This window comes from Acinetobacter sp. YH12094 (assembly GCF_013419295.1).
Lineage (GTDB): Bacteria > Pseudomonadota > Gammaproteobacteria > Pseudomonadales > Moraxellaceae > Acinetobacter > Acinetobacter amyesii.
On record NZ_VPAK01000011.1, the window covers coordinates 90,700 to 114,834 of the forward strand.

The 24,135-nt window shown below is 39.6% G+C and carries 22 protein-coding genes, 1 tRNA gene and 1 pseudogene; 13 read left to right on the plus strand and 11 right to left on the minus strand.

The window, feature by feature from the left end; translation table 11 throughout:
• The first annotated feature begins 31 nt into the window (after nt 1–31).
• The 7 genes from FTU34_RS10260 to FTU34_RS10285 all read left to right on the plus strand — a co-directional run bounded on the left by FTU34_RS10260 (nt 32) and on the right by FTU34_RS10285 (nt 4,254).
• Nucleotides 32–778, plus strand: coding sequence for a hypothetical protein (locus FTU34_RS10260; protein ID WP_257226271.1), 747 nt, complete (start codon nt 32–34; stop codon nt 776–778).
• Nucleotides 756–1,016 carry an ankyrin repeat domain-containing protein gene (locus FTU34_RS17890; RefSeq protein WP_257226272.1) on the plus strand — a complete coding sequence of 87 codons (261 nt, stop codon included), beginning with the start codon at nt 756–758 and terminating at the stop codon, nt 1,014–1,016. The genes FTU34_RS10260 and FTU34_RS17890 overlap by 23 nt, the downstream gene beginning before the upstream one ends.
• A gap of 111 nt (nt 1,017–1,127) precedes the next feature.
• Complete coding sequence (locus FTU34_RS10265; RefSeq protein ID WP_078191970.1) at nt 1,128–1,817, plus strand: Smr/MutS family protein; 690 nt, start codon at nt 1,128–1,130, stop codon at nt 1,815–1,817.
• A 95-nt stretch (nt 1,818–1,912) separates the two neighbouring features.
• Nucleotides 1,913–2,461, plus strand: a complete 549-nt coding sequence (folE, locus tag FTU34_RS10270) for a GTP cyclohydrolase I FolE (protein WP_180035634.1) — start codon at nt 1,913–1,915, stop codon at nt 2,459–2,461.
• Nucleotides 2,462–2,580: 119 nt separating this feature from the next.
• On the plus strand, nt 2,581–2,937 hold the full coding sequence (locus FTU34_RS10275; RefSeq protein WP_180035550.1) for a cupin domain-containing protein: 357 nt from the start codon (nt 2,581–2,583) through the stop codon (nt 2,935–2,937).
• A 248-nt stretch (nt 2,938–3,185) separates the two neighbouring features.
• Nucleotides 3,186–3,635 (plus strand): hypothetical protein, encoded by a 450-nt coding sequence (locus tag FTU34_RS10280; RefSeq protein ID WP_180035549.1) that lies wholly within the window; start codon nt 3,186–3,188, stop codon nt 3,633–3,635.
• Between the two features lie 70 nt (nt 3,636–3,705).
• On the plus strand, nt 3,706–4,254 hold the full coding sequence (locus FTU34_RS10285) for a DUF4385 domain-containing protein (protein WP_180035548.1): 549 nt from the start codon (nt 3,706–3,708) through the stop codon (nt 4,252–4,254).
• A gap of 8 nt (nt 4,255–4,262) precedes the next feature.
• Here the strand turns inward: FTU34_RS10285 and FTU34_RS10290 are convergent, their stop codons facing one another.
• The 5 genes from FTU34_RS10290 to hemE form a co-directional block, all read right to left on the minus strand.
• Nucleotides 4,263–5,654, minus strand: coding sequence for a diguanylate cyclase (locus FTU34_RS10290; protein ID WP_180035547.1), 1,392 nt, complete (start codon nt 5,652–5,654; stop codon nt 4,263–4,265).
• A 106-nt stretch (nt 5,655–5,760) separates the two neighbouring features.
• Nucleotides 5,761–7,635 carry a DUF4105 domain-containing protein gene (locus tag FTU34_RS10295; RefSeq protein WP_373686494.1) on the minus strand — a complete coding sequence of 625 codons (1,875 nt, stop codon included), beginning with the start codon at nt 7,633–7,635 and terminating at the stop codon, nt 5,761–5,763.
• 109 nt (nt 7,636–7,744) lie between these two features.
• Nucleotides 7,745–8,215, minus strand: a complete 471-nt coding sequence (locus tag FTU34_RS10300) for a DUF3015 family protein (RefSeq protein WP_180035545.1) — start codon at nt 8,213–8,215, stop codon at nt 7,745–7,747.
• A 150-nt stretch (nt 8,216–8,365) separates the two neighbouring features.
• Nucleotides 8,366–9,157, minus strand: a complete 792-nt coding sequence (locus FTU34_RS10305; RefSeq protein WP_373686495.1) for a DUF817 domain-containing protein — start codon at nt 9,155–9,157, stop codon at nt 8,366–8,368.
• A gap of 40 nt (nt 9,158–9,197) precedes the next feature.
• Entirely contained in the window at nt 9,198–10,268 is a 1,071-nt protein-coding gene (hemE, locus tag FTU34_RS10310) for a uroporphyrinogen decarboxylase (protein WP_180035543.1), read from the minus strand.
• Between the two features lie 205 nt (nt 10,269–10,473).
• Between hemE and FTU34_RS10315 the strand changes: the two genes are divergently transcribed.
• Both FTU34_RS10315 and FTU34_RS10320 read left to right on the plus strand, forming a co-directional pair.
• On the plus strand, nt 10,474–11,694 hold the full coding sequence (locus tag FTU34_RS10315; RefSeq protein WP_180035542.1) for a L,D-transpeptidase: 1,221 nt from the start codon (nt 10,474–10,476) through the stop codon (nt 11,692–11,694).
• A 193-nt stretch (nt 11,695–11,887) separates the two neighbouring features.
• Nucleotides 11,888–12,583: a pirin-like bicupin family protein gene (locus FTU34_RS10320; RefSeq protein WP_180035541.1), complete on the plus strand. Its 696-nt coding sequence runs from the start codon at nt 11,888–11,890 to the stop codon at nt 12,581–12,583.
• A gap of 28 nt (nt 12,584–12,611) precedes the next feature.
• On the opposite strand, the gene FTU34_RS10325 is transcribed toward FTU34_RS10320, so the two are convergent.
• The 6 genes and pseudogenes from FTU34_RS10325 to FTU34_RS10350 form a co-directional block, all read right to left on the minus strand.
• Nucleotides 12,612–12,749: a hypothetical protein gene (locus tag FTU34_RS10325; protein ID WP_180035540.1), complete on the minus strand. Its 138-nt coding sequence runs from the start codon at nt 12,747–12,749 to the stop codon at nt 12,612–12,614.
• Nucleotides 12,750–13,276: 527 nt separating this feature from the next.
• Nucleotides 13,277–13,687 (minus strand): annotated as a pseudogene (locus FTU34_RS10330) (guanosine-3',5'-bis(diphosphate) 3'-pyrophosphohydrolase); the annotation flags it as partial.
• A gap of 159 nt (nt 13,688–13,846) precedes the next feature.
• Nucleotides 13,847–14,536, minus strand: a complete 690-nt coding sequence (locus FTU34_RS10335) for a GntR family transcriptional regulator (protein ID WP_180035539.1) — start codon at nt 14,534–14,536, stop codon at nt 13,847–13,849.
• 2 nt (nt 14,537–14,538) lie between these two features.
• Nucleotides 14,539–18,138 carry an urea carboxylase gene (gene uca / locus FTU34_RS10340; RefSeq protein WP_180035538.1) on the minus strand — a complete coding sequence of 1,200 codons (3,600 nt, stop codon included), beginning with the start codon at nt 18,136–18,138 and terminating at the stop codon, nt 14,539–14,541.
• Nucleotides 18,139–18,157: 19 nt separating this feature from the next.
• Entirely contained in the window at nt 18,158–19,972 is a 1,815-nt protein-coding gene (gene atzF, locus FTU34_RS10345) for an allophanate hydrolase (RefSeq protein ID WP_180035633.1), read from the minus strand.
• Nucleotides 19,973–20,425: 453 nt separating this feature from the next.
• Nucleotides 20,426–20,501, minus strand: a tRNA-Arg gene (locus FTU34_RS10350).
• 188 nt (nt 20,502–20,689) lie between these two features.
• Between FTU34_RS10350 and FTU34_RS10355 the strand changes: the two genes are divergently transcribed.
• Genes FTU34_RS10355 through FTU34_RS10370 form a run of 4 tightly spaced genes read left to right on the plus strand, consistent with a single transcriptional unit; the run spans nt 20,690 to nt 23,881 of the window.
• On the plus strand, nt 20,690–21,625 hold the full coding sequence (locus tag FTU34_RS10355) for an ABC transporter ATP-binding protein (RefSeq protein WP_180035537.1): 936 nt from the start codon (nt 20,690–20,692) through the stop codon (nt 21,623–21,625).
• Entirely contained in the window at nt 21,622–22,395 is a 774-nt protein-coding gene (locus FTU34_RS10360) for an ABC transporter permease (RefSeq protein ID WP_111883995.1), read from the plus strand. Before FTU34_RS10355 ends, FTU34_RS10360 begins: the two co-directional genes overlap by 4 nt.
• Nucleotides 22,395–23,213, plus strand: coding sequence for an NADPH-dependent 7-cyano-7-deazaguanine reductase QueF (gene queF / locus FTU34_RS10365; RefSeq protein ID WP_111883994.1), 819 nt, complete (start codon nt 22,395–22,397; stop codon nt 23,211–23,213). Before FTU34_RS10360 ends, queF begins: the two co-directional genes overlap by 1 nt.
• 17 nt (nt 23,214–23,230) lie before the next feature.
• Entirely contained in the window at nt 23,231–23,881 is a 651-nt protein-coding gene (locus FTU34_RS10370; protein ID WP_180035536.1) for a hypothetical protein, read from the plus strand.
• Nucleotides 23,882–24,135: the final 254 nt, after the last annotated feature.

Sequence of the window (24,135 nt, forward strand, 5' to 3'; positions counted from 1 at the left end):
ATAATTTTTATTCAATTGAGAATTAAAAATAATGAAGTCGATTATTTCTTCTACTCTTCTATTCATTTCATTAATCTTGGTTTCACTACACCAGATAAGTTGGGCAAAAAATATAACTCTTTATACTGGCTCACCGTATCATATTGGCCAAAATCATATCCTCTACTTTAATATTTCCACTATGCCCGAAGGCATCATTGCTGCGCAGATTGACCTAAATCAAATTTTTCCAAATATAAATACTAACGTGCTAAAGGGCAAAAATTATGATTTCAATAATAATCAAATTGAAATCATTAGTTATCAAGGCTTACCAATAGTCATTAATTACTCAATCAATACTAAAAACAAGAATATTGAAAATTCAACCTATTTTTCTATTTCTAAAGGACATAAAAATTCTTTATCAAAACCAATCAATATTAAATCTCACCCTATTTCCATGGAAAAATTAAATCATTTTGAACAGATTTTTTATAAAGATATCCCTCATTTATTGAAAAAGAATTTAGCTGATGAGCCATATTTAATAAATATATTCATGTTCCATGCAGCAATAAATGATTTTGATGATATGAATGATTTTTTCCAAAATGCGATAAAGAACCTGACACAGAAAAATGATATTGATAATTATGAAAAAGCCAAAAATTTGTATCTTGAATATTTAAATTTTGGTGAAAACAATGAATTTTATGATACCACCTTAATTATGGCGGCTATCGAGCACACAGATATTTCTTTCATCAAAAAAAATGAAGCTGAGAAAAATAAATGAACTTGTAGTAGATGAAGTTGAACCACAAACATATTATTTCACTAGATGCTCCCCATTAGGTAAAGCTATCCGCCTAAATCAATATCAGATAATTTCTTATTTACTTGAAAAAGGCGCTTCAACCGAAATCGTGTGTATTTCTAAATTTAATGAAGAACAATCAGCATTAGCTCTTGCAGAACAATATAAAAATAAAAAAGTTATTAAATTAATTAATTCAACTTTGAAGCCTAAATAGGACTTGTAATGAATTAAGAGATCTTCTTTATATAAAGTCTTTCCAGTTCAAATCAGTGCCATTTAAGGCTATAATTGCACTAAATTTTTGTATATTTCCCGTTTTTTCATTATGAGCAAACACGATTCTTCGCTTTCAAAAGATCAGTACAACCTACTGAAATCTTTTAAAAAGCAAATTACGAATCCACATTCCTCAACGATTGCTAAACAGCCTGAGCCAACGCCAAAGACTGTTGAACAAGAGCAGGAAGAAGACTTCGCGCTTTTCCAAAAGCAAATGCAAGGTGTTCAAAAAATGAATGCAGGAAATATTGCAAAAATGGAAAAAGTGGGTCGTAAAAAACCTGATGCGCAAACGTTGGCTAAACGTGCTGCTGCAATTGGTCCTATGGAAACAGATGATGCATTACTTTCTGATACGCAAGCGATGCTCAACCCTGTTGCCAGTCAAGCTGCTTTAAGCTATCGCATTGCAACCTTACAACATAAAGTTTTTGAAGATTTGAAAGCTGGTAATCTACGTTGGTTTGAAGCTGTCGACTTACACGGTTGCACTGTTGAAGAAGCCCGTTCTGCCGTGCTGCAAATTATTCAAATGGCGAAAGATGACAATCAAAACGTCATTAAAATTGTGCATGGCAAAGGTCCAGAAGCAATCTTAAAAACTTATGTAAATAGTTGGTTACGTCAACATCGTGATGTATTGGCATTCGTGAGCGCCCCAGAAAAACAAGGCGGCACAGGTGCTGTACTGGTTCTGCTTAAACGTGCAGAAAAGAACCCACAGTTTAAACAATAATCGGATTTAACTCCAAAAGAAGGCATTGTAATAGTTTTCTGCTACAATGCCGTCCTTGTTCAATCTCTCAGTGTAAGTGAACACGTCTTATGTCTATGCAGCAATCCTACGCAAATATCCTAACTGCCGTTGGTGAAGATCTGAATCGCCCGGGTCTTAAAGATACGCCTATGCGTGCTGCTAAAGCTTTTTCATATCTTACTTCTGGTTATAGCCAGACACTTGAAGAAGTGACCAACAATGCGGTTTTCCCATCCGATAACCGTGAAATGGTCTTAGTTAAGAATATCGAATTCTATTCTTTGTGTGAGCACCATTTATTACCTTTTTATGGTCGCGTACATATTGCTTATCTCCCAGAAGGCAATGTTTTAGGTTTATCAAAATTCGCACGTATTACAGAAATGTTTGCCCGTCGCTTACAAATTCAGGAAAACCTCACTCAGCAGATCGCTGAAGCTGTGGCTGAAGTGACTGGTGCACGTGGTGTAGCTGTGGTGATTGATTCAGCTCACATGTGCATGATGATGCGTGGTGTAGGTAAACAAGAGTCTACAACACGTACCGTTTCTTTTATCGGTGACTTTAAAACCAATAAAGAAGAACGTCGTGAATTTTTAAGTGCTGTGCCTGAAAGCTATTAATAGAACATTCAGCGTAAGCTCTTCAAAAAATGCCTCAAACTCTTGAGGCTTTTTTTATTTGTGCTTTAATGTCGAAAATCGTTTGCTTTGATAGCAAAGCACTATTTTCAGGATGAATCATGTCAGATGTATATATTGCCGGTCAGGGTTTAGCACAAGCCGAACACAGCATAGACTTCCCTCGCCCAGACCGTTTGGTTCAAGGCAATCCTAAACGTGAAACCGCAAGCCTGTATGTACACCCCAATATGGACTGCGGGATCTGGCAATGTGAAGTTGGTGCATGGAATATTGTCTTTGCACCGAACAAACAAGAGTTTTTTACAATCCTTGAAGGTTTAGTACGTATTCATGATCAACAAGGCGGATATATCGAAGTTTCTGCTGGCCATGCGGGCATTATTCCCCCATCGTTTCAGGGCAAGTTTGAAGTTGTCGAAGCCGTCAAAAAATACTATGTGGTTGTAGAAGTTTAATCGCCCAAAATATTTATTTTGAAAAAATATCTTTTAAAAATATTGTTTGTAACCGTGCTGTAAGACTTGTAACTCAAAACTACGGCATAAAATTAATATCAATTACTTAATATATTTCTGTTCATAAATTAAACATTTCATAACACGATTTCACCCCCCATATTCAAGATTAGTCCGTACATTGAAAACAAAATGAATCCTTTAGATTCATTGCTATTTTCTTTTTTTACTAACTAAGGGTGATCACTATGGTAGCCGCAAAAAAGACAACTGAAAAAGATGAGAAAAAAACAGCGAAAACTACGACAAAAACTGCAAAAAAAAATGAGGATAAAGTAAAAAAATCGGCTAAAGCATCCAGTCAAGATTCAAACAAAGCAACAAAGAAAACTGCTGAAAAAAAATCTAAGGACAGCACTTCTAAAAAAGAAGCTGCAACTAAAGATGAAAAAGTAAAAGCTAAAAAATCTGCGTCAACTAAAAGTTCGCCGAAATCTAAAGCTGACAAAAAAGAGGCCCCTAAAAAAGCCAGCACATCAAAAACAAGCACTAAAGTTAAAGATGAAAAGCCAAAAGCTGAGAAGAAAGCAACAAAAAAATCTTCAACAGCAAAGAAAACGGATGCTAAGGCAAGCAAGTCTAAGGGAGAAAGAACCAAGACGACCAAAGCCAAATCTACCAGCAAAAAGACAAAATAAAAAGTAGCCCCAACTGGGGCTACTTTTTTAGCTTAAGCTTGAAATAGAGTAAGGTTGTAATGGAGTGAATATGAATAATAAATCCATCCCCACACCTAAGCGTGTATCACGCGTTCATTCCAATAGTTTTGATTACAGTTTAGATTTTAAAAAGATAAATTTTCGCGAACACCCTGAACTTTATAGAATTGGACGTGGTGAACAAGGTGTATTACTCGTAGAGCCTTATAAATCTGAAATTTTGCCTTATTGGCGATTTGCTAATGAAGAAAAAGCCATCGAAAGCAGCACCAAAATTTGGCAACTTTTTGAAGAGTATTTAGACGCTGAAGATTTTGTCGGTGCAGATATGGCACGTAAATTTTTGCAGATGGGTTTCACACGTGCACGTCGCTATGCCAACCATAAAGGTGGTAAAAAATATGAGGGTCCAGTCCCTAATGATAAAAAAGGATTAAGTGGTGCACATGGACGCGAAGAGCTTCCAAGACAAAAAGAGGATCCCGTCAAAGCTGCTGCACGAGTATTTAAACAAAAATGGGATGAAGCTAAAGTTCATCCCAAGTATGTAGAGCAAAAAGCAAAATTTTTAGATTTTCTACAAAGCAAAATTAAGTGAATATCCATTTAGGATGAAGATGATCTTGTTTGCTGATCAGTTTTAGCAACGTAAATACGGTTACGACCAGTATTCTTGGCAGCATAGAGTGCTATATCGGCAGCATCTAGTAAACGTTGATAGTCAGGATGACCGTTATACTGCACACAACCAACGCTAACAGTTAAACTAAATTGCTGACCTTGTACTGTTCGGATCACTCCATTTTCAATATATTGGCGAATATTTTCTGCAACTTTCATCGCACGGTTTACATTGGTGTCCACCAAGAGTAACAAGAACTCTTCGCCACCAATACGGAATGCATAATCGCTACCTTGGCTGTAACGCTGCAAAGCTTCGGCAATAAATTTCAGTGCAAGATCACCTGCCGCATGACCAAACTTATCATTGATCATTTTAAAGTAATCCGCGTCAAAGGCTAGCAAAGACAAAGGCGTTTGATTTTGACGTGCAAAAGTAATTTCACGTGAAATAATAGTACTAAGATAACGACGGTTTAGGAGTTGCGTCAAAGAATCATTGCCTGACTCAATATATTCAGCCACCTGAAATAATTGATCGACTAAATGCTGAATTTCACGATTTAAGTCTCGAATCTGTTGAATCAAATGTTGTAGTTGATCTTTATCCATTATTTGTGTGGTTTGCTGCGTTAGCTCATCCACTTGATAAATTCGATCAATAATTAATTGAACCTGATCTGAACCCGAAAAAGCATATGCCGCTTTATGAATAAACCACAATCCAAATTCTGATTTTGAAAGTAAGGAATGATAAAAACTGACATTTCCCGAAAAGATTTTAAACATCAATTCATTTTCCCAATTGAGCAATGAACCCCGTTGTTTATCTTTATGCACTGCCACATCTTGCATCGCTGAAAATAAGCGATAATTATGCCTGGTTTCTTGCTTTTTTTCCGTATTGATCTCATAAGATCTGCACATAATTTCTGTGCTAAATCCGATAATTTGTACAATATAACTGCACATATGGAGAATATTTTGCGTATGGTTTAGCTCTAAAATTTCAAATATTTTACGTTCTATTTCACGTACACCACGCATGATAAACCATGACGGAATGCCGACACGCGCATGCACCATTCCAACTTTTTGCTGCCTTTTAACCGAAATTTCAAAATCATTATTTAGTGCAACATTAAATGTTTCTAATAACCATTTTCTTAAGGTGTCGATCAGCCTTTTTTGAATAATATCGTCTTTAAAAAATTCAGCTGACGCTGGTTCTCGCGACATTTGTTCATAAAAAACAGTAACTAAATGCTCAACATGCTTCTGGATAAATTGCAAAGCTGCAAGATGTTCATTTTCAGTATATTGATCACAAATATCTTTCCAAGTCTGACTTAGACCTGTAATACATTCTTGATTCATTCGGTGACACAAACCACAGCTATTACAAAGCTAGCAATCATACCTCGCTTTACTTACATAAAAAAACAAATTTATTTGATATTTCACATTTTATCTATCTTAAAAATTAATAGAAAAATACATAACTCAATTTCAATTTATTCCAATCTTGATCATCTTGTTGCTGGTATTCGTATCCTAGTCTTAAAGCATTTTGTTGGTTGACGATATATTGTAATTCAGCATCGAGTTTCAGATTCCATTGATGTGTATCTTCCCAATACGGAAGCTCTGCCTGAACCAAACTGTTGAGTTTTTCTGACCAAATATTTTGGCAACCCAGTGTCGGCCCAAGGCCCACTCGCCATCCATCATCTAGAGACTTACCGCCCTGCACCTGCATTTGAGACTGCACATAACACAAATGTGTACGTTCCTGATTGGCCCAGCTATATCCAGATTGTGCTTTGAATTCAGCAACGCCATGTTGTTTCGTTTCGCTAAATTGACCTGCATCTACAGACACTTGCTGCCAGCCAAAATTGAAACCCCAGCTTAGCGGTGTTTTAAATGGCGTAATGGGGTTGTAAGAATTGACCGATAAAAAATCAAAATGATTGAGTTTGAGTTGGTCGTCTCGATATTGGATCGAGCCATCCCAAAACATCAACTGCGTACCAATCCGAAAGCCACCTTGCGGATCGATCAAATCATGATAAGCCTGACGATGACCAAGTTCGATATACTTTTCACCTTGAACTTCACCTAATGTAGCTGAAAAATTTCGCGCATGATGTCCATTGACTGGGTCTAGACTTGGCTGCTTAGGTTCAGTCCGTTGTTTTGGTTGCGAAGATTGACTACGTAAGGCCAAGATTTTACGTAATTTAGGCTGCGTTTCTTCCGCACTCACCTTTCTTCCAATCAGTAATAAATACAGATGGTCATACGCCATTTCTAATATTTTCGCTTGCTCTACTTCATTAAACTGAGCGAGTGCTGTCGACATGTTATCAGGTTCAATTTCAGCGACCTTATGCGCTTCGCGTGCTAAACGATATCCATGTTGCTGCGCTTGTGACAAAAGCTGCGTTTCTAATGCAGGACGATAAACCGCTGCTTGAATCAGTTGTTCATCATTGATCGCTTTGATCGTTTCAACAGGAATGGAAGCTACTTTAAATTTCTGGGTTAAATTCAGTGTCGGGCGAACCAAATCCATTAAGCCCAATAATCGATATGCACAGTTATCACTGGCGAAATAATAGGGAAAACTTACATTTTGCATTTCCCAAATATGTTTAACCAAATAACTGGTTTCTTGCTCGGTCAGTGCTAGCTCATATTCCCACAAATCACGACTTTCAAAATCACCATATTCTTTCACTTTACGGTAGTACGGCATCAATGAATATTCACCAGGATACTGCCCTGTTAAGCCTTTCCATGCATAAGACCAGTTATCTTCACCTGCAACTGTCGCTGCATAGTTAATGGCATAGGACACCAAATTTAGTTCTTTTTGATCTTTCGGATCGAGACGCAATAAGGTATGTCCAAACATAGAACTTGGATTACCCATAAAGTCTGTGGCGTAGATTAATGTTGCTTTATACGGCTTAATTTTTCCAAACCATTCATCAAACTCAGAGCAGCTCACCACAGGTAACTGCTCTGAACGGATGGATAACTCTTGCATCAGCCACTGACTACGCGCAGGGAAACGACAACGAAAGGCTTGATTAGGTTCGGCGGTTTGAAATAGTGCAGCGACATCTGCCTCTAATTCGGCTTGGGCATTTTGACGGCCATTTTCAGCCAGAAAGTAACCTGAAAAAGCAACTTCACTTTGTCCTTTATGATCTGTATATAAAAGTCGCTGCCAACTGATGTGTTCAGACAGTTTTTTTGATTGTGCAAGTTCAATATATCGTTGTACCTCAGCGGTTTTAGAGAGGTTTGGATCTACAATTTGCTGCGCATATAAGATGCTCGGAATCATAAAGGTACAAAATAAAGCAATTGATTTCATTCAGTTATATTCAAATCCATTTTTAGATATTTTAGATAATAAAAAACCCTGCCGAGAGACAGGGTTTTGAAAGCATCGATTAAACGTAAGCTTTAAGTACTTCGTCTTTCGCCATTACGCTTTGTAATGAAGCAAGTACTTGTAGAGAAGACTGGTTTTCAGCTGAATAGATTTCAACAAAATTTGCTTTAGACACAGCAAAGAAACGTGCTTTATCTGTTGATTGGATGTTTAAAAGCTCAGCCAAAACATTCAGGCTCTCACCTTGACCAACCGCCATATCACGAGCAAGTGATTCAGCATTTTCATTGGTAAATGTTACTGCCTGAGCAGTCACTGTACCTGTACCGCTACAACCTAAAGTACCAAAGGTGATACCAAGTAACTGGTTAGTAAAAATACCGTTGGTAGTCGCAGCTAAAATTTTAGGAATTTTACCTGATTGACCAGCCCAAACTTGAGAACCAACACCACAACCTACGTCACGGTCAGCAAAAGCAGCTGTAGAACCTAGTGCAACGACTGCAACTAAAGCTAATTTTTTTAACATAGCACTTCTCCAGGGAATTTTATTCCATTGTTTTTAATTATTAAAACATGTGTAATTTTGATTACACACCTGTAGATTAACTTGATCTTTCAGATAAGGCAAAACATTTTCATCTAAAACTTTTGGCTAAAAATAATATGTTCTTTTTCACTATTTTTTGAGCAACCAATTACCATTTTCATCACGTTTTCCAAGAATTTTGAGCACTAAAACCAAACTGAGTAATAGCAACAAATACCAAGAACCGAGTTTCCCCCAACCGACCATATGCCATGCATCGACCTGACTTGGATATAACCAAATTTGATAGAAAGTACTGATATTTTCTGCGATCCAAATCAAGAATGCCAAAATCAACAGTACTGGTAACATGGGCAACTGAATCACATGATTTTGTAATTGAAAACTGAGCTTGGTTTTCCAAAAGATCACCACACTCCAAGCAAACAAAAGCATACGAATATCTGGCACAAAAAATTTGGTCATAAAATTAAGATATGACAAAACGGCTAAGCACAGCATATTGCAAAAACGCGGTAAGTTACTGAACGACACTTGATATAGACGTAGCGAACGTGCAAAGAAACTCCCCACCGCCGAATACATGAAACCTGCAAACAATGGCACAGTCAGCAGTTTAAAAACCGCAGGCTGCGGATATTGCCATGAGGCAATTTGTGGATGGGTCAGAAATATTTCCATCCCCATTGCAAGGATATGAAACAGTGCTATGACTTTGGCTTCCGCCCAAGACTCGAGTTTCAGGTAGAGTAAACACACTTGAATAATCAGTGCATAAAACAATAAATAATCATAACGGAAAAAGCCAAAATATTCCTGACTTCCCATTGCTGCAGTTAATGCAAAAGCGATCAGCAGTAATATCCCAAATAAGGCAGCCGAAGCTGCCTTATAAGAGAACTCAAAACATGATTTTATTATCTTGACCACGGTTGAATCCTAAACCAATTTCCTTAAAGCCTTATAAATACTTGGCGCTATATTCGTGTACAGTATCAATAAAGGCTTTTGGATTGGTAGGATCTACCCACTGGGTAATACCATGACCTAAGTTCGCCACATAACCGGTTTTTTCACCATTGGCATATGCGTCATCTAACATATCACGCGTCGCTTTCGCGATTGCTTCAGGCGAACCATATAATGTTGCTGGGTCTAAGTTACCTTGCAAAGCTGCACGGCCTGCGACTGTTTGACGTGCTACATTTAATGGCGTAGTCCAATCCAAACCAAAGGCATCTGCACCCGTTGCAATCATTGGCTCTAACCATTGACCACCACCTTTGGTAAACAAAATCACAGGGACTTTGCGTCCATCTTTTTCACGCTGTAAACCTGCCACGATTTTTTGCATGTAGTTCAGTGAAAATTCAATGTATTCACGGTGTGCTAATGCCCCACCCCAACTATCAAAGATTTGTACGGCTTGGGCACCTGCATCAATCTGCGCATTGAGATATTCAGTCACTGCCACAGCCAAACGGTCTAATAAAGTATGCAGCACTTCAGGTTGTGCATACATCATTTGTTTCGTAAAACGAAAATCTTTGCTTGAACCGCCTTCCACCATATAAGTTGCCAGTGTCCAAGGACTGCCTGAGAAACCAATCAATGGGACTTGTCCGCCCAATGCTGAACGAATCGTAGTCACTGCATTCATGACATAATCTAGGTCAGATTTGGCATTAAACTTAGGTAAATTCAGTACATCTTGTTCGGTACGTACAGTTTTATGAAACTTCGGACCTTCACCTGCCTCAAAATACAGTCCCAAACCCAACGCATCAGGTACTGTCAAAATGTCTGAAAATAAAATGGCTGCGTCTAAGTCATAACGACGCAAAGGTTGTAAAGTAACTTCACAAGCAAATTCTGTATTTTTACAAAGGGATAGGAAATCACCCGCTTTTGCACGTGTTTCACGATACTCTGGTAAATAACGGCCAGCCTGACGCATCATCCAAACCGGAGTGGCATCTACCGGTTCACGTAATAAGGCACGCAAGAAACGATCATTTTTTAAGGTCGTCATTCACTTTCCCAACTTAATTCGATATTCGCATCATCATATCAAAAAGGTTGTAAATATAATAACTTCTCAAGCATTTAAAAACCGATCATGTTGAGTGCCAAAAATGATATTTACACAAAACAACTACTGCATCTCCACTTTTTTTCTGTAATACTTAGCCAGTTTTTAATACACAGTAAATGAATAATTCTTAAGGTTGAATTACATGTTCGTTCGCACCATGCTCGCACTGAGCCTAAGTTGCATATTTGCTGGTACAGCTATTGCCGCATCTACTGCTGAACAACCATTAACGCCAAAAAAAGTGACTAATGTTGCAGTTCAGGATCCCATTGATCCGCTAGCGACTGAAGCTTCATCTGCAACTAGCCAGATTAGCGCTCAAGAACAAGAAGATCTGAACCAAGCATCGAAAACTTTAGACAGCTTGCAACAATCAGAAGATGTTAAAGCCGACATCGGTGCTGCACCTGCTACAGCGACTGCTACAACTCCAACATCAACTTCGCCTGCTGCCAAAGTTGCTTGGGGTTTAAATGACCTAAATAATGCTCAGTGGTATGACAACATTGGTAAAGGTCAATTCCCTGTTTATGCACGTGCGCATGTCATGCTCAATAATGCACATGCTTCACCGGGTGCAATTGATGGTACCAGTGGTAAAAATACCCTAAAGGCGATCGCTTCATTCCAACAAATGAATGGGTTGAAACCTACAGGGACTTTAACTAAAGAAACTTGGGATGCGCTGATTGCGAAACAAGGTTCTAAACCTGCATTTATTGAATACACATTGACTGATGCAGACTTGAAAGGTCCTTATGCAGCATCGATTCCACACGACTATGCATTACAAGCAAAAATGAAAGGCTTGTATTACACTCGTGTGACTGAAATGTTGGGTGAAAAATTCCACATGGACGAAGACTTTTTGAAAAAGTTGAATCCAAAAGCGACATTTAAAAAAGTTGGTGAAAAAATCTTAGTAGCGAATATTCGTAACGAAGTTCCTGAAGATATTCACTTAATCGTTGCACATAAAGGCGCGAAACAACTTTACTTGTTTAATAGCCGCAACCAAATGATCGGTTCATTCCCGGCAACGATTGGTAGTTCAGATACACCATCGCCTACAGGTACATATAAAGTAACAGGTGTTGCACCAAACCCTTGGTACAGCTACTCACCGTCTAACTTTGTTCAAGGCAACAACAGAAAACCATTGTCTTTACCACCTGGTCCAAATGGCCCTGTTGGTAATATCTGGATTGGCTTGAGCAAGAAATCATTCGGTATTCACGGTACACCGAACCCATCTGCTATCTCTAAAACAGCATCACACGGTTGTATTCGTTTGACCAACTGGGATGCAAATGACTTAGGTAAGAAAGTCAAATCTGGTGTGACTGTTAAATTCTTAGAATAATTTTAGTTACATTTAAAAAAAGCCTGCATCATGCAGGCTTTTTTTATAGCTGTGCTTTCATGCATAACAAAAGACTCAATCATGAATGATCGTTGCAAAAATAGGATGAATTGTCGCTAAAAAACTATATATCCCTATTTAGTTCAATCCTAAAATAGGCATATGTTCAATAATTAAGATAAGGATGAATGCCATGAATGCTTTTTTACATCCAAGTGAAAACCGTGGTCACGTAAAAATGGGCTGGCTTGAGTCTAAACACAGCTTTTCTTTTGGTAACTGGTATGACCCGAAATACATGGGCGTTAGTGCGCTTCGTGTAATTAATGATGACTTAATTGCAGCCCATGAAGGTTTTGGTCAACACCCACATGACAACATGGAAATTTTAACGTGTGTGTTAAAAGGCACCATTACACATAAAGACAGCATGGGCAACCATGGTGGCATTTCTGCGGGTGAATGGCAGCTCATGAGCGCAGGTACAGGTGTGCGCCATAGCGAAATGAACCAAGGTGATGAAGATGTACACTTACTACAAATTTGGATCATTCCAAACGAACGTGATGCTGAACCGACCTATCAACAAATTAAATGTGATCCACGTGATCAACCCAATCAATGGCATTTAATTGTCGGTCCAAATGACAATGCAGCTATGCATATTCGTCAGCAGGCGGAAGTTAAATCTGCATTTTTGACGAATGGTCAATCTTTAGACATCCATGCAACACAGCATATCAATTATATCCATGTTATTTCAGGTTCAGTTCAAATTGCTGAACATAAAGTTGAAGCTGGTGGTGCAATTGCCTTCTTAGAAGATAGCAAAATTGAAGCGCTTGAAGATGCTCAAGTGATTTGGTTTGATTTACCCGAAGTAAAATAATTAAAAGCCCTCAAATGTGAGGGCTTTTTTATCCAGCTTGGCTAAGGCGTTCACTGCGTTTATATAACCACATCAACACCAAAGTTGGAATGATAAATCCTGCAGCCACCATGATGCCATGTAGGATTGAGGCATAAGGTTCAGCAAGCATGGCCAAATGTTTCATTGGAGATGTCAATGGATGGAATCACTTTAAAAGTCTCGAAATCAAGCATTTCGAGATATTCTTAAATGACACTCAGCATCTAATTATCTAGATAAGATTCATCAATCAAAGGTGATTTTATTCTATTGCTGATGCAATCTATCTAATCAGCCTTCAGTTTCCACGCAATAAAAATGATTTTGCATAAAGACGCCAAACATAGAGGCAAATAATTGCCGATCTTGTTCAGCTTGAAAGATGCCCCCGAAATAGTCCCGATCTGTGGTTAAAATTAAATCTAAGAATGTTGCCTGCTTGGGAACGGCACCCTTTCTTTGGCAATATGCAAAATATGCACTGACATCTTCAAATAAAATCCACCACTCATGTGGACTTCCAATCTGAACGCCACCTAATGAATGCTCTAGATCAAACATCGCATTAAGCAGATATTGAAAATTTTGCTTTGAACTTTGAAATTGAAATCTCGGATAATCTGTTGTTAGATTTAAATCGATCAAATGTAAATGGACGCTCCGAGCACGCTCTAATCTACTTTTAACTTTTAAATATTGTTGATAACGACGTCGATCTTTTGCTGTGACCAAAGTTAAGCGAGACAAATCCATATTGTCGTGTAAATCACTGAGTTTTACTTCACACGCAATTGCATTTTTAGCAGTACGCTGCGCAGCTTGAAATCGGTTCTCACCGGCTGTTTTAGTCAGTGCTAGTATCGCGTCGATAATATGGGCTTGAAAACCCATAGCACGAAGCTCATCCGTCGTTGTCGCAGTATCTTCTAAAATGTCATGTAATACAGCGACGATTTTAGCATCGGGATGTTGCACATTTTGCATCACACGAAGTGGATGCTGAATATAAGCTTGACCCGCTTTATCGACTTGTCCGAAATGGCGTTCAGTCGCCAATGAAATCGCGTTTTCTAAAGTTGAAATAAAGAATCTCCCCTTCGTGGTCTTTTTTATTTTTCTCCATCATATTAACCAATGAATACATCTATTTATAGCTCTAAGTACGCCCCTAACGACACAGATTGACTCGTAAAATACATATCTACCGTGAATTATCGTGAGCTAGATCTTTTGCAAATAGTTCTATGCCATTCGCGCCAACATTTCCAAAGTAATTTTTTTCACCTCTTCTTTACTTTGCTGAATATGGCTGCGCATTTTCTCCAATGCCGCTGTAACATTATGTCCAAGGATCAATTGTAAAATCTGTTGATGCTCTGCATAAGTGGCTTCAATTCGATAATCTTTAGAAAAATCTAAGCGACGAATAATACGGATTTTTTCACTCACATCCCGATGCACCTTTGCCATTTCACTATTAGCGATTGCTTCAAGCAATTGGCAGTGAAATGCTTCATCTTGCATCGATAAAGTTTTTAAATCATGCAAAAACTGCTCAGGCGGAATACACCACACATTTACTAAGTCCTGTAAAGCCTGTTTGAGTTGTTCTGGTTCCATTTTGCAGAGCTGCTCAATGGCATAGCACTCCAGCAAAATCCGTAAATCATAGAGTTCTTCGTAGGCTTTAAAATTGAGTGGCTTCACTTCCCAACCGCTACGAAAATGTACTCTTACATAGCCATCTTGCTGTAAACGGTATAAAGCCTGACGTACGGGTGTACGGCTCACTTCATACAACTCGGCAATTTCAGATTCGGTAAAACGTGCGCCCGGTTTGAGCTGAAAATCAAAAATATCGTTTTTTATTTTTTGGAAAACCAGCTCAGACAAATTGTCTGAGCTTTTCCCAACAATGGTGGTTGTGGTCATGTTTATTCCATATAAACCAGCGGCTCACCGCTATGTACCGTTTGTCCTGCACGGCAGATAATCGCTTTCACGATACCATCATCATCGGCATAGACTGGAAGCTCCATTTTCATCGCTTCAATAATGGCTACAGTCTCACCTTTCTTCACAGACTGTCCAGCTTCGACAAAAATTTTCCAAATGTTGCCGGTCATCGATGCATTTAAAGCTGCATACTGGCTATAGTCGGTATCATCTTGCAGGATTTCCATTTCCGCAGGTGCATCAAACTCATCTTTCCAGCGTTCAACTTCAGTTGTAAATGCCTGCTGCTGCTGTGCTTTAAATTCGGCAATACTGTCCTTCTCTGTTTCCAAAAAGGCTTGATAGGCTGCAAAATCAAATTCAGTTTCTTCAATTTTGATTTCCGCCACACCATTGGCAAAGTCAGCACGGAATTGATCCAGTTCAGCTTCAGTTACTTCATAATATTTAATTTGATCAAAGAAGCGTAAGAACCATTGCTGATCGCCAAACTGCTTGTTCTTTTTAAACTTATTCCAAATGGGCAATGTACGACCAATCAACTGATAACCGCCCGGTGAGTCCATGCCATAAATACACATGTACATACCGCCAATACCCACTGTGCCTTCTGCGGTAAAGGTACGTGCAGGGTTATATTTCGAGCTGAGTAAACGATGACGTGGATCAATTGGCACGGCACAAGGTGCGGTTAAATACACATCGCCCAAACCTAAAATTAAGTAATTTGCATCAAAAATAATGTCTTTGACTTGCTCACGGCTGTCTAATCCATTAATGCGCTGAATGAAATCGACGTTATTTGGCAACCAAGGCGCTTTAGCACAAACACTTTCTTGATAACGTTCCACAGCACCTAAAGTGGCCGAGTCCTCAAATGCCATCGGCAAGTGAATAATACGGGATGGAATCTTGATTTGGCTCAAATCTCCCATCTCATTTTCGAGTCCTAATAAGAACTGAATTAAATTCGCTTGGCTGAAACACAATCCATCATATTTAATTTGCAGTGAACGCACACCCGGTGAAAGCTCTAAGATTCCATCAATATTCGCTTCACGAATGAGCTGCATCAGTCGATAAACACGTAAGCGTAATGCAAGGTCGAGAACGTTTTCGCCATATTCAAGCAAGATGTAACTGTCACCTGCCTGACGATAGACTGCTTTTGGCGCATGTGCATCTGCTTCACGAACCGCCAATATGCCTTCAGGCTTACATTCAAAAGTTGCCACCTCTGACTTTTCAGGTGCTTGAGCAAAGTTTTGAATATCGGCAATTTGCTGAACTTCCAAGGCATTGGCTTGCTCAACACTCATTGGATAGAAACTGATGCTGTCATCTGCCTTAAGTTGACCAATCTTCCAAAGTTCTGCTTTGGCAATCGTCACTGGGCAAACAAAGCCACCGAGGCTTGGGCCATCTTTAGCCAAAATCACGGGGAAATCACCAGTGAAGTTAATTGCCCCAATAGCATATTCACAGTCATGCACATTGGATGGATGCAAACCAGCTTCACCGCCATTTTCACGTGCCCAGCTTGGTGTTGGGCCTGTTAGGCGAATACCTAAACGGTTTGAGTTAAAGTGTACATTCCATGTTGAAGCAAAAAATTCTTCAATATATTCAGGTTTAAAGAAATCTGGTGCGCCATGCGGGCCATAGAGCACACCAATTTTCCATTCTTTGCCATAGCTTGGAATACGTTCTGCAGCTAAAGCTTGCGGTGCTGCTGTTGCAATTTCCAATCCATCTAAAGGCAAGCTTGGATTGACCATTTTAATCATGTCACCTGCACGCAGCACTCGCCCTGCATGACCGCCAAAATTACCCAATGCAAAGGTTGAGCGGCTGCCTAGATATTCAGGTACATTTAGTCCGTTGCGGATTGCAAGATACGTACGGCAACCCGACTCAACTTGTCCAAGTACTAATGTTTGCCCTGCTTTGATGCTGATCGGTTGCCAAAAATCGACATTCACACCATCTAGAGTCGCGCTACATGGCGCACCTGCAATGGCTACAATGTTGTCTGCATGAAATTTCAGGCTTGGTCCTTGTAAGGTAAACTCAAAACCTGCTGCCGATTTTGGATTACCGACAATTTGATTGGCCAACTGAAATGCATAATCATCCATCGGGCCTGATGGCGGTACACCAATATCCCAATATCCCACACGCCCCGGATAGTCTTGAATCGTACTTTGCGTTCCCGGTTGCAGCACTTCAATTACATTTGGCACGTATTTAAAATCATCCAGTAGACGTGTCCAGATTTGCATATTTTCAAAGCGTGCATCTGATACTACGGTATGTGCATAGTCTAAGTTGGTACTGATACCATTCAGGCGGGTTTCAGCCAAGGCTGTTTTTAGCTTAGCAATCGCACTGTCTCGGTCTGCCGCATGCACAATAATTTTGGCAATCATCGGGTCAAAATATTGTGAAATTTCAGTGCCTGTAGATACCCAGGTATCTACACGAACGTCTTCTGGAAAATATACATCCGTGAGTACACCCGGACTTGGCTGGAAGTTTTTCACTGGATCTTCCGCATAGATTCGCACTTCAATGGCAGCGCCATTGGGCTGAATATTGCTGAGTTTTTCCCAATCTAAAGCATCACCTGCCGCCACTTTGAGCATGCATTCAATCAGATCTAAGCCAGTCACCATTTCAGTGACTGGATGTTCAACCTGCAAACGGGTATTCACTTCAAGGAAATACACTTCATCACGGGCAGCATCATAGATAAACTCAACTGTACCTGCACTGCGGTATTTCACCAATTGACCGAGCTCTACAGCAGCACGGTGCAATTTTTGACGGGTCGCTTCAGGTAAATGTGGTGCCGGTGTTTCCTCCACCACTTTTTGGTTACGGCGCTGCAATGAACAATCACGCTCACCAAAGGCAACGACTTGACCTAAACCATCACCAAAAATTTGTACTTCTACATGACGGGCTTTATCGACAAAACGTTCGAGAAACACGCCCGCATCTTTAAAGAACTGCTCGCCTAGACGCTTTACACTTTCATACGCATCTTTTAATGATTGCTCATCATCACAGTGGGTTAAACCAATCCCGCCACCACCTGCGGTACTTTTCAACATGATTGGATAGCCAATCTCTGCAGCAGATGCGAGTGCTTCATCCAAACTTGCCAATAAACCTGTGCCCGGTGTCATCGGCACATTGGCTGCCGCAGCCAATTCACGTGCACGATGCTTCAAACCAAACTCTAAAATTTGTTCAGCCGTTGGCCCCATAAAGGCAATGTTATTTTCTTCACATGCACGGGCAAAGTCGGCACTCTCAGATAGAAAACCATAACCGGGAAATATTGCTTCAGCGCCAGTTTGTTTGGCTGCTTGAATCAATTTTTCAATACTTAAATAAGTCTCTGCAGGCTTAACACCTTCAAGCGACACCGCCACATCTGCATCTAAGACATGTTGTGCATAACGGTCTGTCTCTGAATATACGGCAACCGACTGAACACCGAGTTTCTTTAATGTACGAATCGCACGAACAGCAATTTCACCACGGTTTGCAATTAAAACTGTTTTAAACATAATTATTTCCCCCGAATTTTTAATTTAATTTTGCTGTTGTTGCTTGCAGTGATTGGATATAGGCGCGCCAGCCACCGAATTCACTGATATTTTTTGCACCGTTTAAGCCATAAGGTTCACAAATAAAGCCTTTCACCCAACGTCCATCGGCAAGCTCGACATTGCCCATCCCTAGTGGTGTTGGAATTTCAGCAACAAATTCACCAAAGCGTGCTTTTGGAATATCCCAAAGCTCGACAATAATTTTTTGACCCGATTCCTGACGTGCTAAACCTGGTTTTGGCGGTACTGTGCCCGGCAGTGCATAGAGGGCATAATCAGCAGAAGTGGTTGTGGTTTCGACATGCACGGCTTGACGTGTTGTCAGTTGGAAATTGAGTGGCATACCTGTGAGATGTGCGCCTACCACTGCAACTCGAAAATGCTGTGCAGATGGTGCAGAAATGACTGAAGCTACTTCAGGCAATGTTTTAGCTACTGCACCGAGTGGTAATTTCAGATGGTTTTGCCATTTTTCTGCAAAGTCAGCTAAAGCCATATCATGCCAAGCAGGCGCAATGAATGTGATACCAAATGGCAAGCTGTCGGCTCGAAAGCCTGCAGGAACAGCGATGGCACTGAGGTCAGCCAAATTGGTGAAGTTGGTATAGGTACCAAAGTGGCTATTATTATCAATTGGCGCTTCGGCCATTTCAGCCAGTGTATGAATGGTTGGTGAGCTTGGCACCACCAAGGCATCAAATTGCGCTAAGGTTTGCTGAATGTCTCGAGCCAATTCTTGCTTTAAATATTCGGCGTTATAAGCATCCACCGCAGTGTACTGCTGACCTTTTTGAATAATTTCTAAAACCGTTGGATCAAAGTCTTGTACCGATGTTTCTAATAAGTCTGCAACTGCAGCTGTTCGCTCCGCGACCCATGACCCTTGATAGAGTTGGCTCGCCAATTGACTAAAAGCACTGAAATCAATTTCAGTCAATTCTGCGCCTAAGTTTTTTAATTCAGTCAGTGCTTGCTGAAATGCATCCGCCGATTGAGCATCACCAAAAAATTCTAATTGTTTTGGAATGGCTAATTTTAATTGTGCGCTGAACTTTGCAGGCGCTGTAGCAGGATTCACACGTGAATAACTGTCGGTTACATCAAAACCTTCCATAACTTCTGCCACTGCAGTTGCATCAGCGACGGTTAAGGCAAAAATTGAAATGCAATCTAAGCTTTTACACGCAGGCAATAAGCCTGTATTTGAAAAGCGACCTTTGGTTGGCTTTAAACCAACAATATTATTAAATGCTGCGGGTATACGCCCAGAGCCTGCTGTATCTGTACCAAGCGCAATCGGGACTAAACCACGCGCCACCACACTGCCTGAACCTGAACTTGAACCACCGCTTACAAAGTCAGAATTAAAAGTATTCGGCACAGCACCAAATGGCGAACGTGTACCCACTAAACCAGTAGCGAATTGATCTAAATTGGTTTTGCCTACAATAATCGCACCCGCTTGTTTTAAGCGTTGCACCACATAGGCATCTTCAGTTTTTATGTCCGTAAATAATTTAAACGCAGCCGTTGACGCAAAGCCCACCACATCAATATTGTCTTTCACTGCAATAGGCACACCAAATAAAGGTAAGGCCCCAGCATTTTCGATTTGTTTTAAAGCGTCAATCTGTGCAGTTAATTGTTCTATAGAGGCAATTGAAATCCATGCTGGATCTGCATGGTCAAATTGCTCAACCAAGGCATATAAGTCTTCCAATTGAATTGTGTTATTCGCGTAGCCCGCTTTCCATTCTGCTAAAGTCCAACCTAAAGTTTTTATTGGGTTCATTGATGTGCTCATTCTTGTATCCAAGTTTGAATACTGTATTGCACACATCATGCCAAAATTAATTTTTTATTATTTTTCAATATCTTATTATAAAAATACCAATCATTCCCCTATTTTATTTAGGCAATATAAAACGATAAGTGTTCTATTAAGTTTCCAAGCTCCACTATTTTGGTGCATGACTTTTATAATCGTGTTTTCAATAGATTCTTTTCATTTAGATGCAGATATAAATACAGTGAAATTACTATTGCCACTATTTATAAGCTTTCAATTTAAAGTTTTGTATCACTTTTAACTTTCAATATAAAGATTGAGAAATATTTTGAAATTTATGTGTTTGGAAAAAGATACATCAATATTGTTTTTTGAAATTGATTGGGATGAATAGAAATAGAGATATAAAAAAGCTATTGATTCGCAAAATTTAGTTAAACAGTCAAAACTAAAAAATGGTGCGCTCAGCGGGACTCGAACCCACGCCACAGGCTTCGGAGACCTGTACTCTATCCAGTTGAGCTATGAGCGCTTATTTTGGATTGCGCACATCATAACAAAAAAAACTCTAAGGTAAAGCAACTATATAGATGTTAGGTATTTTTCTGCTTAAGCTTTATACAACGTTCTATTTTTAAAATGCAGAATTCCATACGATTTACTTGGTTTATTTGCCCCGATATCGCACAATACTCACACTATTTATAGAGTGAATTATTTATGACTGATGCACTAACGTTAAAGCAGCTGTCAAAAACCTATAAAAATGGGTTTCAGGCGCTTAAAGGTATTGATTTAACAGTACCCGAAGGTGAATTTTATGCACTGTTAGGTCCCAATGGTGCAGGAAAATCTACCACGATTAGTATTATCAGTTCACTAACCCGTAAAACTTCAGGCACTGTCGAAATTTTTGGGCACAATTTAGATACTCATCCCTCGCATGCAAAGCAGTGTTTGGGCGTTGTACCTCAAGAATTTAACTTTGGTCAATTTGAAAAAACATTTGATATTTTGGTGACTCAAGCTGGTTATTACGGTATTTCTAAAAAGATAGCAGAGAAACGTGCAGAGGAATATTTAGAAAAGCTTGGCCTTTGGGAAAAACGTAGCACCCAAGCACGCATGCTATCGGGCGGTATGAAACGCCGTTTAATGATCGCTCGTGCCATGATGCATGAACCTAAACTGCTGATTTTAGATGAGCCGACTGCTGGTGTTGATATTGAACTACGCCGTTCGATGTGGGATTTCCTCACTGAAATGAACGAAAAAGGCACGTCCATTATTTTAACGACACACTATTTAGAAGAAGCTGAAATGTTGTGCCGTCGAATCGCAATTATTGATCGTGGTGTGATTAAAGAAGACACCAGCATGAAAGGTTTCCTCAGTCAGTTGAATGAAGAAACCTTTATTTTCGATTTAGCCGAACCCATTGAACCGATCCATATAGAAATTATTGGTGTCCGTTTCAACTTAGTAGATCCTATCACCTTAGAAGTCACTATGGATAAAGCCCATACCTTAAATGATCTATTCCAACTCATGGAATCTCAAGGTATTCAGGTTCGAAGTATGCGTAATAAATCTAACCGACTAGAAGAACTGTTTGTCCGTATGGTCGAAAAAAATCTTGAAGGTGTAGCACAATGAATTTTAACCAACTGTGTATCGCCCTCTACACCTTAGTGTATAAAGAAATTCGCCGTTTCATGCGTATTTGGCCGCAAACCCTTCTCCCACCAGCGATCACCATGAGTTTGTACTTTGTGATTTTCGGTAATTTAGTCGGTTCACGCATTGGGCAAATGGGTGGTTTTAGCTATATGCAGTTCATCGTGCCCGGCTTAATTATGATGGCGGTCATCACCAATAGCTATGCCAATGTGTCATCCAGTTTCTTTAGTGCAAAATTTCAAAAAAGCATCGAAGAATTAATCATGAGCCCAGTGCCGTTACACATGGTGCTTTGGGGTTATGTGATCGGTGGCGTTTGCCGTGGTGTTTTAGTAGGCTTTATTGTTACTGCCATGAGCCTATTTTTTACTGAATTACACCTGACTAATATATTTATAACTATATATACAGTTCTCATTACTTCGCTGCTGTTTTCTCTTGGCGGATTTATTAATGCTGTTTATGCAAAATCTTTTGACGACATTTCGATTATCCCGACTTTCGTCCTGACTCCGCTGACTTATTTAGGCGGTGTTTTCTATGCCATCTCATCACTGAGTCCTTTTTGGCAAAATCTCTCTTTAATCAACCCTGTCGTGTATATGGTAAATGCATTCCGCTACGGTATTTTGGGCCATAGCGATGTGAATGTCGGCATTTCACTGACAGTAATTACTGCATGTTGCGTTGTACTTTATGGCGTGGCGTATCATTTACTTTCTCGTGGTTCAGGAATGCGTGAATAATGAGTGTAGAACAATCCCTTTTAGGTAAAGACACCAACTACCCAACAGAATATCAACCCGATATTCTGTTTCCGATTGCACGTGCCACTGCACGTGAACAATATGCCCATGTGGAAGGCATCCGCCAAGGTACAGACTGGTGGCATGTTTTTGAAATTTCTTGGTTAAATGCTTCTGGTGTGCCTCAAGTCGCTATTGGCCGTTTAACTTTGCCTGCAAGTTCAGACAACCTCATCGAATCCAAATCTTTAAAGCTCTACTTTAATAGTATGAACTTTACCAAATTTGATTCTCAGGCAGCGTTTAAAGCAACCGTTGAAAAAGACTTATCTGCTGCAGCCAATGCCGCTGTGACTATTGATCTATTTCATGTTGATGAAGTTGAAATTTCAAAACCGCAAGGCATCTGTATTGATGACTTAGAACCCACCCAGTTAGAAAATCATCCAAATGCAGCTTTACTCTCTTTAGATGAAGATGCAGCGCAAGAAGAAGTTGAAATTCAACTTTATTCACATTTATTAAGAAGTAACTGTCCAGTCACGGGTCAACCTGATTGGGGAACGGTATTTATAAGGTATAAAGGTACTAAGCCTTGTTATCGTAGTATTCTGGCTTATATTATTTCTTACCGTCAGCATAATGGTTTCCACGAACAATGTGTGGAGCAAATGTTTGCCGACATTTGGCAACATTTAAAACCAAGTCAGCTGATGGTATATGCTGCCTATACACGCCGTGGTGGATTGGATATCAACCCTTGTCGTGTATCGGATTTAACATGGATGCCTCGCCCCATTCGATTGGCGCGACAATAAAAAAATTGAGGTTAATGATGCCATTTTTTGGTTTTATTCCTTCTGAGGAACTTCTAAGCAGTATTCAAACTGGTCACGCGAAAAAAAATTCGAGTGAACCCCTTTATCCTTTACGTGATAAAACAGCTTTGCTGATTAATGAAGAAATCATTGGTGCAACTATATTAGCTCCTGTTCATCTGTTTCCTGCAAGCGATAAGCGCGACACAGCAGAAAAACTGGCTGGCTATGTCAAATCAACAGTCGCTGTATTGTTAAAGCAACTACTAGGTAAATCTCCGAATGATGTGGTGAAACAATCCATTGAATTTTCAGAACGAAGTTTATTTCAAGACGCGACTGGCACTTATCGTGTAGGTCTAAGTTTAGATGCAGGACTAGTCACTAACCTTAAAAATAGTTATGCGGAAATTAAATCGGGCGCAGATATAAATAAAGCTGCTTTTGGTGAACTCTATAAACAGTTTGCTGAAGCTGCAGTGCGTCATTTTATGAATGACTTTAATAAAACTCTCGATTTAGGCATGATTAAACGTAAAGCAGCCGATATCGGTTCTTCTGCTGTGATTAAAGCTATTCATATTGCAATTGATAAGATTTTCCCAAATTTAACCAAAGAAGAGCTAAGTGCCCTTGCAGAAGCACATGATGTGATGTTTAACAAATAAATCTCGCTTTTCGTCAAAACCTAGCTTTGGCTAGGTTTTTTTATGGCTAAACGCATAAAATCGAATCCCGATACAATGACTATATAGTCATGCAAACACAGTTCTAGAATTGAACAGATTTTTATTAAAAGAAACCTTTGCACGAACAGATACACAAAAGTTCGTTAAAATGATATAATGCTTTATAATCAACCACATAACAAAAGACACCGACATGGCATGGAAACAAACAGGGCAGCTGTCCCTAGCAGACA